This is a genomic window from Micromonospora olivasterospora, from assembly GCF_007830265.1.
In the GTDB taxonomy this organism is placed as follows: domain Bacteria; phylum Actinomycetota; class Actinomycetes; order Mycobacteriales; family Micromonosporaceae; genus Micromonospora; species Micromonospora olivasterospora.
Genome location: NZ_VLKE01000001.1, coordinates 1,337,199 through 1,350,366, shown reverse-complemented (window position 1 = coordinate 1,350,366; position 13,168 = coordinate 1,337,199). Strand labels below are relative to the sequence as shown.

The window sequence follows — 13,168 nt, the reverse complement described above, 5'->3', positions numbered from 1 at the left end:
CGCCCCGCCGCGGGGCGCCGCCCTCAGCCGTCGCGCCTGGTGGTCCAGCGGAAGGTGGTCAGGCAGAGGACGAGGCCGATCACGCACCAGAGGGCGAGGACGAGGGCCACCCGGCCCAGCTCGAACCCGCCGGCCGCCTCCCGGGCGCCGAAGCTCTCCGGGAGGAAGACCGACCGGAGGCCCTGGCACATCCACTTGAGCGGGAACAGCGCCGCCACCTGCTGCATCCAGGACGGCAGCTCGGTGAAGACGAAGAAGACGCCGGAGATGAACTGGAGCACCAGGGCGACCGGGGTGACCACGGCCGAACCGCTGCGCGCCGTACGGGCCAACGAGGAGATGGCGATGCCGCACAGCGTGCAGGCGGTGACCCCGAGGACGGAGACCCAGCCGAAGGTGAGCCAGCCGCTCGCGCTCGGCAGTCTCAGGTCGAACAGGGCGACGGAGACGGCGAGCAGCAGGGCGATCTCGAGCACCCCGACCGCCACCACCATGATCACCTTGCCGGCGAACCACACCCACTTCGGCATCGGCGTGCCCCGGTAGCGCTTGAGCACCCCCCGGTCCCGCTCGATCGGGATCCAGATGCCGAGGTTCTGGAAGCTCACCGTCATCAGGCCGCTCGCGATCATGCCGGTGACGAAGTACTGGGTGAATTTCACCCCGCCGCCGAGCTCGCCGTTGAAGATCGAGGCGAAGATCAGGATCATGATGATCGGGAAGCCCAGCGTGAAGACGACGGATTCCCGGCTGCGCAGGAACTGGGTGATCTCCAGGCGGCCCTGGCGCAGGGCGAGCGCGGCCGGCCCCAGCCGACGCGCCGGGGCGGCGGCGACCGGGGCCGCCGGCTTCGTGGTGGTCGTCATCGGTGTCCGATCATCTTGAGGTAGACGTCTTCCAGGGTCGGCCGGGTCACGGTGAGGCCGGGCACCTCGCCGCCGTGGCGCGCGGCCAGCTCGGCGACCAGCGCCGTCGGCGTCGCGCTCTCCGCGCTCTCGACGGCCCCCTCCGGCGTACGCCAGGAGACCGTCGCCAGGGCCTCCTGGCGGTTGCCGAGGAGGTCGGGCGGGGCCACCTCCACCAGCCGGCCGCTGGCGATCACCCCGACCCGGTCGGCCAGCGCCTCGGCCTCGTCCAGGTAGTGGGTGGTGAGCACGATGGTGGTGCCGGCGGCGGCGAGGTCTCGGATCAGCTCCCAGAACTCGCGCCGGGCCTCCGGGTCGAAGCCGGTGGTCGGCTCGTCGAGGAAGAGCAGCTCGGGCCGGCCGATGATGCCGAGCGCCACGTCCAGGCGGCGCTTCTGCCCGCCGGAGAGCGTGTGGGTGCGCGCCCGGGCCTTGGCGCCCAGGCCGACGCGTTCGATCACCTTGTCCGGGTCGTCGGCGCCCGGATAGAAGCCGGCGAAGTGCCGGACCACCTCGGCGACGGTCAGCTCGTCGAACTCGCCGGTGCCCTGCAGCACGATGCCGACCCGCGACCGCCAGCGCGGGTCGGGGCTGGCGGGGTCGCTGCCCAGCACGGACACCTCGCCCGCGTCGCGCTGCCGGTAGCCCTCCAGGATCTCCACGGTCGTGGTCTTGCCCGCGCCGTTCGGGCCGAGCAGGGCGAACACCTCGCCACGGGAGACGGCGAGGTCCAGGCCCGCCACCGCGACGTTGTCGCCGTACGCCTTGCGCAGTCCCCGTACGGAGATCGCGAGCTGGTCATCCATGCCGTCCAGTGTGCGACCCCGGGGCTATCCGGCGGCGCCCGGGGTGTGGCGGTCCGGCCCATGTCGGGCCGTCTGTGCCCCCTCGTCCCCGACATGGACCTGTGTGGTTTTCCACAGCCTCTTTTACTGGTCGGTAACCTAGACTCCCGCCATGGACGAGAACGCTCTCCCCGGCCGGCTGCCCGAGCGGGACCGCCCCTGGGTGATGCGCACCTACGCCGGGCACTCCTCGGCCGCCGCGAGCAACGCGCTCTACCGGCGCAACCTCGCCAAGGGGCAGACCGGGCTGTCGGTGGCCTTCGACCTGCCCACCCAGACCGGGTACGACCCGGACCACGAGCTGGCCGCCGGTGAGGTCGGCCGGGTCGGGGTGCCCGTGGCCCACCTCGGCGACATGCGTGCCCTCTTCGACGGCATCCCGCTCGCCGACATGAACACCTCGATGACGATCAACGCGCCGGCGATGTGGCTGCTCGCCCTCTACGGCACGGTGGCGACGGAGCAGGGCGTCGAGCTGGCCCGCTGCGCGGGCACCACGCAGAACGACATCATCAAGGAGTACCTGTCCCGGGGGACGTACATCTTCCCGCCGGCCGCGTCGCTGCGGCTGACCGCGGACGTCGTCGCGTACGCGCTGCGGGAGCTGCCGCGCTGGAACCCGGTGAACATCTGCTCGTACCACCTGCAGGAGGCGGGCGCGACGCCGGTGCAGGAGGTCGGCTTCGCCCTCGCCACCGCCGTCGCCGTGCTGGACGCCGTCCGCGACTCCGGCCAGGTGCCGGCCGAGCGGATGGGCGACGTGGTCGCCCGGATCTCGTTCTTCGTGAACGCCGGGGTGCGCTTCGTCGAGGAGATCGCCAAGATGCGCGCGTTCGGCGCGCTCTGGGACGAGATCACCCGCGAGCGGTACGGCGTGTCCGACCCGAAGCAGCGTCGCTTCCGGTACGGCGTGCAGGTCAACTCGCTCGGGCTGACCGAGGCCCAGCCGGAGAACAACGTCCAGCGGATCGTGCTGGAGATGCTCGGCGTGACGCTGTCCCGCGACGCCCGGGCCCGGGCCGTGCAGCTGCCCGCCTGGAACGAGGCGCTCGGGCTGCCCCGTCCGTGGGACCAGCAGTGGTCGCTGCGGATGCAGCAGGTGCTGGCGTACGAGTCGGACCTGCTGGAGTACCCGGACCTGTTCGACGGCTCGCACGTGATGACCGCGCTGGTCGACGGGATCGTCGCCGGGGCGCGGGTGGAGCTGGAGAAGGTGCTGGAGATGGGCGGCGTGGTGGCCGCCGTCGAGTCCGGGTACCTCAAGAGCGCGCTGGTCGCCTCGCTGGCCGACCGCCGCCGCCGGATGGAGGCCGGCACGGACGTGGTGGTCGGCGTCAACCGGTTCACCGAGACCGAGCCGTCCCCGCTGACCGCCGCCGGCGCCGAGGCGATCGAGCAGGTCGACCCGGCGGGGGAGGCGGCGGCCGTGGCCGCCGTACGCGAGTGGCGGGCCGGGCGGGACGGCGCGGCGGTCGCGGCGGCGCTCGACCGGCTGCGGGCGGACGCCGCGTCGTCGGCCAACCTGATGCCGGCGACGCTGGAGTGCGTGCGGGCCGGGGTGACCACCGGCGAGTGGGCCGGCGCGCTGCGCCAGGTCTTCGGGGAGTACCGGGGGCCGACCGGGCTGGCCGGCGCGGCCGGGGCAGGCGGCGGCGCGGGACTGGCCGCCGTGCGGGAGCGCGTCGTCGCCACCGCCCGCGAGCTGGGCACCGGGCGGCTGCGGCTGCTGGTCGGCAAGCCCGGCCTGGACGGGCACTCCAACGGCGCCGAGCAGATCGCGGTACGCGCCCGCGACGCCGGCTTCGAGGTCGTCTACCAGGGCATCCGGCTGACCGCCGGGGAGATCGTGGCCGCCGCGGTCGAGGAGGACGTCGACCTGGTCGGGTTGTCGGTGCTCTCCGGCTCGCACCTGGCCGCCGTGCCGGCGGTGCTGGACGGCCTGCGCGCCGCCGGCCGGGGGGACCTGCCCGTGGTGGTCGGCGGCATCATCCCGCGGGGCGACGCCGAAGCGCTGCGGGCGGCCGGGGTCGCCCGGGTGTTCACGCCCAAGGACTTCGCCCTCACCGACATCATCGGCGACCTCGTGACCGTGATCCGGGAGGCCAACGCCCTGGGCTGAGCCCTCGGGTCAGCGGCGGTCGTACGTCATGCAGTCCGCCAGGTCGTTGTCCGGCCCGACCCGGATGCCCGGGGCGTGGCACTCCAGGCGCGAGTTGTGCCGGCAGTCCTCCCGCTGGCAGGCGCCGACCTGGGCGATCAGCGTGTCCACGCCGCCGGGCTTCGGAAGGGTGGTGAAGGTGTGGCAGTGGGCGTGGTCGCTGCTGCCGATGGTGATGGCGAAGGCGTGGCAGTCGCCGCGCCGGTTGTAGGCGCAGGCCGCCACGACGCACTCCCGGACGCGGGGCCTCTCCGTCGACGCGGTCATGGCGGCCTCCTGCTCCTTAGCCGGCTTTCTCCCGATACTAGTATTTTTACCGGATTGGCTGCTCCTGGTCCGGGTCGAGTACCTCGGACAGCGGGGCCGGCGTGAGGCCGCGCTCGGCGAGCCCGGCCAGGATGTGCGGCAGCGCCTCGTCGGTCATCGGCGCGTTCGCCTCGGTGACGTGCAGGACGACGACCGAGCCCGGGCGTACCCGGGACAGCACCGCGGCCACGATCGGCCGCCACGACTTCGCGAACGGGTCCCCGCTGACCACGTCGCCGTCCACCACCGTCACGCCCAGCGGTGCCAACGCGGTGAGCGCGACCTGGTCGTGGCACAGCCCCGGGAAGCGGAAGTAGCGGGTCTGCCGGCCGCCGTACGGGGCGATGACGTCGAACGTGCGTGCCACGTCCGCCGCCATCCGTTGGCGGGAGATCGTCGGGAGGCCGTAGCAGTCCGGCGTGAAGGCGAGATGCCCGTAGGTGTGGTTGGCCAGCTCGAAGCGCGGGTTCGCGGCCAGGCGGCGGGTCATCTCGGGGTACTCCTCGACCCACTTCCCGGTCAGGAAGAAGGTGGCGGGCACCTGCTGCCGTTCCAAGAGGTCCACGATCGCCGCGTTCGCGTACGACCGGACCGCGCCGCTGCGCAGCTGGTAGCGCATCGCGTCGGTCATGTCGGCGTCGAAGGTGAGCGCCACCCTGTTGCCGGTGCGGGGACCGTGGTCGACCACCGGCGGCCGGTGTCGGGGATCGGAGCTACCGGGCCTCGCCTCGGGCGTCGCCGTCGCCGCGTCCGCCTCGGCCGTCGCCGTCGGCCGGGCCGCCCCGGATGTCGGCGTCGGCCGGGCCGCCTCGGGGGTAGGCGTCGCCGCGTCCGCCGGCATCCAGACGATCGCCGCCGGGCCGCGCTCCGCTGCGGGCGTCGGTAGGGCGAGTAGGGCGAGCACGCCGGCCAGGGCGGTCAGGATCGCGACGAGGGGGAGGACGCGAGTGCGGTTCACGTGGCGATTCTGCTCGGTCTCCGTCCCTCGTTCCGGTCGGGGTCCCGGCCCTGACCCCATCGTCCGGTACGCCGCCAGGTGTCGTGATCGACACCATGGCGGAGACATGGGGGTATCCGAGCGATCCAGAAGCCACCATGTCGGCGACACGGAGTCGATCAACGCCCGGCGGGCGCCATTCTGCGTCGAATGTCCGATCCGGCGGGGCGCCGGGGTGTGACCGGCGGCATCGTGGGGGCGGAATCGTCGGCGGGGTGGGGTCGTTACACCTGACGCACGACCGAGGAAGGCCGCCCGCTCTCAGGGAGGCGGGGTGGCCGGGCCGGGAATGATGGTGGGCCGCCGGTCGTTGGACATGGTTCCCGGCACCGCGACGAGGCCCCCCGCCCGCGACGAGGCCCCCCGCCGTGTCGAGGCCCCCGCCGTGTCGAGGCCCCCGCCGTGTCGAGGCCCCCGCCGTGTCGAGGCCCCCCGCCGTGTCGAGGCCCCGCCGCGACGAGGCACCCCCCGGCCCCGCGGTCGCACCGGGCAGAGACTTTCCCCCCTTCGAGCGCCTGGCGGTGCTTGCGCACGCCGTCCCCTTTGGTGTGCGTCGACCCCCGAATGGAGCTTTGATCATGAACACGATGCTGCTGCGTAAGAGCGTTCTCGGTATTGCTGGTCTGGCCTTCGCCGGTGGGCTGGCCGCTGGTCCGCTGCACGCCACGAGCACCACCACCGCCTCGCCGGTCGAGGCGAAGCCGGTTGCCGTGGTGCAGGCCGACAAGCCCGACAACACCAAGCTGATCCCGCACGGTGTGCAGGGCCAGCAGTCGCGTATCGCCCTGAACGACGAGCAGATCGCGAACGCGAAGGCGATCATCGCGGCGACGAAGAAGGCCGGTCTGCCGGAGCGGGCGGCGGTGATCTCGATCGCCACCAGCCTGCAGGAGTCGAAGCTGGAGAACCTCGGCCACCTGGGTGACGCCAACGACCACGACTCGCTGGGCCTGTTCCAGCAGCGCCCGTCCTCGGGTTGGGGCACCCCGGAGCAGATCACCGACCCCGAGTACTCGACGACCGCGTTCCTGAAGGGCCTGCGGCAGGTCGACGGGTGGCAGGACATGCCCCTGACCCAGGCCGCGCAGACGGTGCAGGTGTCGGCCTACCCGGACGCGTACGCCCAGTGGGAGCAGCAGGCCGCCGACCTGGTCGCCCAGCACTGGAACAGCTGACAGAAGCACGATCCGCTGGCCGGGTCCCCGAACCGGGGACCCGGCCAGCGGCGTACCCGGAGAAGGTCAGACGCGGAAGCCCGCCGCCCGCGCTGCCCGGCGCTCGCGGCGGCGGTCCTTGCGGCGGCGCAGGAACCAGAGGAGGAACAGGAACAGGCCGACCAGGAACGCCAGCACGAGCACCGGCAGGATGATCGCGACCAGGGACATCACGATGCTGGTGGCGTCCTCGGCGGTGCTGGCCACCGGGGCGCCGACGCCGGCCGTGGTCGCGTTGATGACCGGGCGGGCCGCGGCCTTGAGCGTGTGGACGCCGAGGGCGATCAGGACGCCGCTCACCACCGGCACCCACTGGCTGGACGAGAAGAAGTGGCCGGGGTCGGTGACGGTGACGGTCTCGGAGCTGGAGCCGGCACCGAAGGCGAGTCCGCCGGCGGTGGGCCGGACCACGGTCTGCACGACGTCGTTGACGTGGTCGACCACGGGGACCTTGTCGGCGACGACCTCGACGGCGAGCAGCACCGCGAGGATCACGACGACCCAGCCGTTGCCGAGCCACTGCCAGCCGCTGGGCAGCTCGATCAGGTCGGTGTAGCGGGCCAGCAGCCCCATGGTGAGCAGGGGAATGTAGGCGTTCAGGCCCGCCGAGGCGGCGAGGCCCGTACCCGTGAGCACTTCGAACACCGTCTCAGCATCGCACCGGCACGCCAGTGCCGCTCGCCGGCGCGGGCCGGGGTCTCCGTTACCCTCGTCGGGTGCGGCTGGTGATTGCGAAGTGCTCGGTGGACTACGTCGGACGGCTCTCGGCACACCTGCCGATGGCCACCCGGTTGCTGATGGTGAAGGCGGACGGGTCGGTGTCGATCCACGCCGACGACCGGGCGTACAAGCCGTTGAACTGGATGAGCCCGCCCTGCCGGCTAAAGGAGGCCCCCGGGGTCTGGCGGGTCGTGAACAAGGCCGGCGAGGAGCTGCGGATCACCCTGGAGGAGATCTTCCAGGACACCTCGTACGACCTGGGCGTCGACCCGGGCCTGCGCAAGGACGGCGTGGAGGCCCACCTGCAGGAGCTGCTGGCCGCCAACCCGACCGCGCTCGGCGACGGGTTCACGCTGATCCGCCGGGAGTACATGACGGCGATCGGGCCGGTGGACCTGCTCTGCCGGGACGCCGAACAGGGCACGGTCGCGGTCGAGGTGAAGCGGCGCGGCGAGATCGACGGCGTGGAACAGTTGACCCGCTACCTCGAACTGCTGAACCGGGATCCGCTGCTCGCGCCGGTGGCCGGCGTGTTCGCCGCCCAGGAGATCAAGCCGCAGGCCCGGGTGCTGGCCACCGACCGGGGCATCCGGTGCGTGGTGGTCGACTACGACAAGCTGCGCGGCATCGAGCGCGACGAGCTGACCCTGTTCTGATCCGACCGGCCCGGGCCGGCGGGTGCCGCGCCGGTCGCGGGTCGCCGGGCGGCGGTCAGTCGCGCCGGCCGCAGGTCAGCGGCGGCGGCCGTACAGGAGCTTGGTGGCCCTGACCAGGCGGGCGACGTCGGCCGGGGTGCGCTCGAACGTCGCCGCCGGCAGCAGCGAGGGGCCGCGGCGGCGGGTGACGGCCTTGGCGCGGCCGAACTCGCGCAGGCCGTCCTCGCCGTGGATCCGGCCGAAGCCGGACTCGCCGACGCCGCCGAACGGCAGGGTGGACATCCCGGCGAAGGTCAGGGCCGAGTTCACCGCGACCATCCCGGCGCGCAGCCGCCGCGCGACGGCCACCGCCCGCCGTCGGCCGAAGACCGAACCCCCCAGGCCGTACGGGAGGGCGTTGGCCCGGGTGACCGCCTCGTCGGCGTCGCGGACCCGGTTGACGGTCAGCGTCGGCCCGAAGGTCTCCTGCCGCACGGCGTCCGCGTCCTCCGGCACGTCCACGAGCACGGTCGGATGCACGTACGGGGGCCGTACGGCGTCGGCGCCGCCGAGCACGGCGCGGCCGCCCCGGGCCAGCGCGTCGTCGATGTGCCGGCGGATCACGTCCAGCTGGCGGGGCATGGTGATGGGCCCGATGTCGGCCCCCTCGGCGCCCACCGTCAGCCGCCCGGCCCGCTCCACCACCTTGGCGACGAACGCGTCGAAGACCGGCTCGACCGCGTACACCCGCTCGATGCCGATGCAGGTCTGGCCGGCGTTGGTGAGCCCGCCCCAGACGCACGCCTCGGCGGCGGCGTCCAGGTCGGCGTCGCTGTCGACGATCATCGCGTCCTTGCCGCCCGCCTCCACGAGCACCGGCGTCAGCGACTCGGCGCAGGCGGCCATCACCTTCTTGGCCGTGGCCGTCGAGCCGGTGAAGGCGAGCTTGTCGACCCCGGAGCGGCACAGCGCCGCCCCGACGTCGCCGAGGCCGTGCACCGTGGTGAACACGGGCTGCTCCGGCACCACCTCGGTGAAGGTGTCCACCAGCCACTGCCCGACCGCGGGGGTGTACTCGCTGGGCTTGAACACGACGGCGTTGCCGGCGGCGAGGGCGTACGCGGCGGAGCCGAGGGGGGTGTGGACGGGGTAGTTCCAGGGGCCGATGACGCCCACCACCCCGTACGGCTGGTATTCGAGGTGGGCCGAGAACTCGACCACGATGAGCCGGGAGCGGACGCGGCGCGGCCCGAGCACGCGCCGGGCGTTGCGGGCGGCCCAGTCGACGTGCTCGATCGCGGTGAGGATCTCGACGACGGCGTCGGCGACCGGCTTGCCGCCCTCGGTGTGCACCAGCTCGGCCAGCTCCTCGATCCGCCCGGCGAGCAGGCTCCGCCAGCGCAGCAGCCGTTCCCGGCGGGCGGTGAAGCCGAGGCCGGCCCACCATCGCCCCGCCTCGCGGGCGCGCTCGACGGTCCGCTCGACGTCGGCCGGGGCCGCGACCGGCAGCCGCCCCGCCTCCACCCCGGTGGCCGGGCTGGTCGACACCAGTCGGCCGTCCTCGATGACCGGGCTACCCGGGACATGCGCAGCCGTCATGACGGAAGTCTAGACCCGGAAGCTACCCGTCGGTAGGACTGCCGGCGGCGGTCCGCGGGGCCGGCGGCCGTCGGCGGAACGGGACGGCGGGTGCCGAATCGGCCAATGTGAGCTGTCCGGCCGGCGTCACTGGGGTGACCCTGCGGTGGTACGGGCCGCTACGGTGTGATGGCAGTCTGACGCCCGGACCCTGGTGGCTGGAGGCGTACCGTCCATGGAGGAGCTTCTTCCGGAATTGATGCCGCTGCTGACGGTGGCGGGCGGGCCGATGCGGGGCGCGAGCTTCCGGCTCAGCCGGCAACCGCAGGTGATCGGCCGTGGGCCGAGCGCGGACATCGGAGTCGACGACCCGCACCTGAGCCGGCGGCACGCGAGCGTGCTGCTCACCGCCGAGGGGGTGGCGCTCGTGGACCTCGGCTCGACCAACGGCACCTGGCTCAACGACCGCCGGATCGACGGCCCGGAGCGGTTGGCCGACGGGGACGTGATCCGGGTGGGCCGCACCGAGCTGCGCTTCTTCGACCCCGGGCTGGCCCACACCGACCCGGTGGGGCTGCGGCTCGGCGGTCGCCGCCGGGACCCGCGCCCCACCCTGCCGCTGCCGCTGCCGCTGCCCGCCCGCAACTGAGGCCCGCCCACACTCGGGAGCCGGGTGGGCAGTGGGGCGGCCACATGGAGCGGGCGAACGGGGCGTGGCACGATGCCGCGGATGGAGACGGCACAGCACACCCGCACGGCGAACGGGATCGTCCAGCGGCTTCGGGTCGCCGGACCGCCGGACGGGGTGCCTGTGCTGCTCGTCCACGGCAACTGCTCGTCGTCGGCGTTCTGGGAGCCGCTGGTGCGCCGGCTGCCGCCCACCCTCCGGGTCGTCGCCCCGGACCTGCGCGGGTACGGCGACACGGAGACCGCCCCGGTGGACGCGACGCGGGGGCTGCGGGACTTCGCCGACGACGTCGCCGCGCTGCTCGATGAGCCCGGGCTGTTCGCGGCCGGGGCGCGACCCGTCGTGGTGGGGCACTCGCTCGGCGGGGGAGTGGCGATGCGGCTGCTGGTCGACCGCCCCGACCGGGTGGCCGGCCTGCTGCTGGCGGCGCCCGTCTCCCCGTACGGCTTCGGCGGCACCCGCGACCTGGACGGCACGCCGACCACCCCCGACTTCGCGGGCACCGGCGCCGGCACCGCGAACGCGGATTTCGTCGCCCGGCTCGCCGCCGGTGACCGGGGCACGGACGGCCCGACGAGCCCGCGCAACGTGCTGCGGACGGCGTACGTGGCCGACCCCGCGTCGCTCCGCGAGGACGAGGAGCTGCTGCTGGACAGCGTCCTGTCCACGGCGACCGGGAGCGACAACTACCCCGGCACGGCCGCCGGATCGCCGCACTGGCCGGGCACCGCGCCGGGTGACCGGGGCGTGCTGAACGCGCTCGCCCCGACCCACTTCCGGATCGCCGACGAGCTGGTCGCCGGCGCCGGCAAGCCCCCGGTCACCTGGGTACGCGGGGACGCCGACGTGATCGTCTCGGACACCTCGCTGTTCGACCTGGCGTACCTGGGCTCGCTCGGGGCGGTGCCGGGCTGGCCGGGGGCGGCCGACTGCCCGCCGCAGCCGATGGTCGGCCAGACCCGGGCGGTGCTCGACCGGTACGCGGCGGCCGGCGGGACGTACCGGGAGGTGGTGTTCCCCGGCTGCGGGCACAGCCCGCACCTGGAGCGGCCGGCGGAGTTCGTCGCGGAGCTGCTGGCCCTGACCGGGGTGCCCGCGGCGGCCTGAGCCGGGCCCGGCGGCACCGACCGGGCAGCCGGGCGGCACGGGCCGCGAAATGGCCCACCGCGTCTCGACAACCGAGCGCCACGTGGCAGACTCGCGCGCATAACCTTAGTGGCCGTTCATCGCGGCCCCGCGGACGTTTGGGGAGGCCCGGTCGTGGCGCGCGAGTTCACCAGCGTGGGCGTTGTGGGGCTGGGCACCATGGGTGCGGGCATCGTGGAGGTGTTCGCGCGCAACGGCCTCGACGTCGTCGCGGTCGAGATCTCCGACGCCGCCCTGGAGCGCGGCCGGGCAAACCTGACCGGCTCGACCGACCGGGCGGTCGCCCGGGGCAAGCTCGCCGAGGCCGACCGGGACGCGCTGCTGTCCCGGGTGCGCTTCGCCGTCGGGCTGGACGCGCTGCACTCGGTGGACCTGGCGATCGAGGCGGTCCCCGAGCACCTCGACCTCAAGCAGCGGATCTTCGCCGAGCTGGACCGGGTCTGCAAGCCCGAGGCGATCCTGGCCACCAACACCTCGTCGCTGTCGGTCACCGAGATCTCGGTCGCCACCACCCGGCCCAACCAGGTCATCGGCATCCACTTCTTCAACCCGGCCCCCATCATGAAGCTGGTCGAGGTGGTCCGCACGGTGGTCACGTCGGCCGACGTGGTCGAGGACGTGGAGGCGCTCTGCGCCCGGCTCGGCAAGGTCGACGTCACCATCAGCGACCGGGCGGGATTCATCGCCAACGCCCTGCTCTTCGGCTACCTCAACCACGCCGTGGCGCTGTTCGAGTCGCACTACGCCAGCCGCGAGGACATCGACGCCGCGATGAAGCTCGGCTGCGGCCTGCCGATGGGCCCGTTGGCCCTGATGGACCTGATCGGCCTGGACACCGCGTACGAGATCCTGGACACCATGTACCGGCGGGGCGGGCGGGACCGCCGGCACGCCCCGGTGCCGCTGATCAAGCAGATGGTCACCGCGGGCCTGCTCGGCCGCAAGTCCGGCCGGGGCTTCTACACGTACGAGCGGCCGGGCTCGCCGAAGGTCGTACCGGACGAGCACACGCCGGTGACGGCGGAGCCGGCGCTGGCCGACGGCGCCCGGGTGACCGCCAGGGTCGGTATCGCGAGCGCGAGGAGTGAGCTTGCGAGCCCCGCAGTCGTGAGCAAGGTCGGCGTCGTCGGGTCGGGCACGATGGCCACCGGGATCATCGAGGTGTTCGCCAGGGCCGGGTACGAGGTCGTCTCGATCACCCGCGGCGCGGAGAAGTCGGCGAAGGTCTGCGAGGCGGTCAAGACCTCGCTGAACAAGGGCGTGGTGCGGGGCAAGCTCGGCGAGGCCGACCGGGACGCCGCGCTCGGCCGGGTCACCTGGTCGGCCACCCTGGAGCACCTCGCCGACGTCGACCTCGTGGTGGAGGCGGTCGTCGAGGAGTTGAGCGTCAAGAAGGCCCTCTTCGCCAGCCTCGACGAGATCTGCAAGCCCGGCGTCGTGTTCGCCACCACCACCTCGTCGCTGCCGGTGATCGACGTCGCGATGGCCACCCAGCGGCCGGCCGACGTGCTCGGGCTGCACTTCTTCAACCCGGCGCCGATCATGCCGCTGGTGGAGATCGTGCAGACCATCCGCACCTCGGCGGAGGCCACCGCCACCGCCCGCGCCGTCTGCGCCCAGCTCGGCAAGGCCGCGGTGGTCTGCGGCGACCGGTCCGGCTTCATCGTCAACGCGCTGCTCTTCCCGTACCTGAACGACGCGGTGCGGATGCTGGAGGCCAGCTACTCCACGGCCGACGACATCGACCACGCGATGAAGCTCGGCTGCGGCTACCCGATGGGCCCGTTCGAGCTGCTCGACGTGGTCGGCCTGGACGTCGCGTTGGCCATCCAGCGCGAGCTGTACCTGGAGCTGCGCGAGCCCGGCTTCGCCCCGGCGCCGCTGCTGGAGCACCTGGTCACCGCCGGCTACCTGGGCCGCAAGAGCGGGCGCGGGTTCCGCGACCACACCAGTCGCTGACCCGGTCAACGCCCGGC

The 13,168-nt window shown here is 73.3% G+C and carries 12 protein-coding genes; 6 read left to right on the top strand and 6 right to left on the bottom strand.

Going from position 1 to position 13,168, the window contains the following annotated elements:
* Window positions 1-23: 23 nt before the first annotated feature.
* On the bottom strand, window positions 24-866 hold the full coding sequence (locus JD77_RS05975) for an ABC transporter permease (protein WP_145773391.1): 843 nt from the start codon (window positions 864-866) through the stop codon (window positions 24-26).
* Window positions 863-1,711: an ABC transporter ATP-binding protein gene (locus JD77_RS05970; RefSeq protein WP_145773390.1), complete on the bottom strand. Its 849-nt coding sequence runs from the start codon at window positions 1,709-1,711 to the stop codon at window positions 863-865. The genes JD77_RS05975 and JD77_RS05970 overlap by 4 nt, the downstream gene beginning before the upstream one ends.
* A gap of 151 nt (window positions 1,712-1,862) precedes the next feature.
* On the opposite strand from JD77_RS05970, the gene JD77_RS05965 reads away from it, so the two are divergent.
* Window positions 1,863-3,869: a protein meaA gene (locus tag JD77_RS05965; protein ID WP_145773389.1), complete on the top strand. Its 2,007-nt coding sequence runs from the start codon at window positions 1,863-1,865 to the stop codon at window positions 3,867-3,869.
* A 9-nt stretch (window positions 3,870-3,878) separates the two neighbouring features.
* Here the strand turns inward: JD77_RS05965 and JD77_RS05960 are convergent, their stop codons facing one another.
* Together JD77_RS05960 and JD77_RS05955 are read right to left on the bottom strand one after the other, a co-directional pair.
* Complete coding sequence (locus JD77_RS05960) at window positions 3,879-4,175, bottom strand: DUF1540 domain-containing protein (RefSeq protein ID WP_145773388.1); 297 nt, start codon at window positions 4,173-4,175, stop codon at window positions 3,879-3,881.
* A gap of 46 nt (window positions 4,176-4,221) precedes the next feature.
* Window positions 4,222-5,172, bottom strand: a complete 951-nt coding sequence (locus tag JD77_RS05955; protein ID WP_246140542.1) for a polysaccharide deacetylase family protein — start codon at window positions 5,170-5,172, stop codon at window positions 4,222-4,224.
* A gap of 617 nt (window positions 5,173-5,789) precedes the next feature.
* Here JD77_RS05955 and JD77_RS05950 point away from each other — a divergent pair.
* Complete coding sequence (locus JD77_RS05950; protein ID WP_145773387.1) at window positions 5,790-6,386, top strand: hypothetical protein; 597 nt, start codon at window positions 5,790-5,792, stop codon at window positions 6,384-6,386.
* A gap of 66 nt (window positions 6,387-6,452) precedes the next feature.
* Here the strand turns inward: JD77_RS05950 and JD77_RS05945 are convergent, their stop codons facing one another.
* Window positions 6,453-7,070 (bottom strand): DUF4126 domain-containing protein, encoded by a 618-nt coding sequence (locus JD77_RS05945; protein WP_145773386.1) that lies wholly within the window; start codon window positions 7,068-7,070, stop codon window positions 6,453-6,455.
* 71 nt (window positions 7,071-7,141) lie between these two features.
* On the opposite strand from JD77_RS05945, the gene nucS reads away from it, so the two are divergent.
* Complete coding sequence (nucS, locus tag JD77_RS05940; protein WP_145773385.1) at window positions 7,142-7,801, top strand: endonuclease NucS; 660 nt, start codon at window positions 7,142-7,144, stop codon at window positions 7,799-7,801.
* A gap of 75 nt (window positions 7,802-7,876) precedes the next feature.
* Here nucS and JD77_RS05935 read toward each other — a convergent pair whose 3' ends face one another.
* The gene (locus JD77_RS05935; RefSeq protein ID WP_145773384.1) at window positions 7,877-9,379 is read right to left on the bottom strand and encodes an aldehyde dehydrogenase family protein; all 1,503 of its coding nucleotides are present in this window, start codon (window positions 9,377-9,379) and stop codon (window positions 7,877-7,879) included.
* Window positions 9,380-9,593: 214 nt separating this feature from the next.
* On the opposite strand from JD77_RS05935, the gene JD77_RS05930 reads away from it, so the two are divergent.
* The 3 genes from JD77_RS05930 (at window position 9,594) to JD77_RS05920 (ending at window position 13,151) form a co-directional block, all read left to right on the top strand.
* Window positions 9,594-10,007 carry an FHA domain-containing protein gene (locus tag JD77_RS05930; protein ID WP_145773383.1) on the top strand — a complete coding sequence of 138 codons (414 nt, stop codon included), beginning with the start codon at window positions 9,594-9,596 and terminating at the stop codon, window positions 10,005-10,007.
* A gap of 72 nt (window positions 10,008-10,079) precedes the next feature.
* The gene (locus tag JD77_RS05925; protein WP_211372499.1) at window positions 10,080-11,153 is read left to right on the top strand and encodes an alpha/beta hydrolase; all 1,074 of its coding nucleotides are present in this window, start codon (window positions 10,080-10,082) and stop codon (window positions 11,151-11,153) included.
* Window positions 11,154-11,306: 153 nt separating this feature from the next.
* Window positions 11,307-13,151, top strand: a complete 1,845-nt coding sequence (locus JD77_RS05920) for a 3-hydroxyacyl-CoA dehydrogenase family protein (RefSeq protein ID WP_145773381.1) — start codon at window positions 11,307-11,309, stop codon at window positions 13,149-13,151.
* Window positions 13,152-13,168 lie beyond the last annotated feature (17 nt).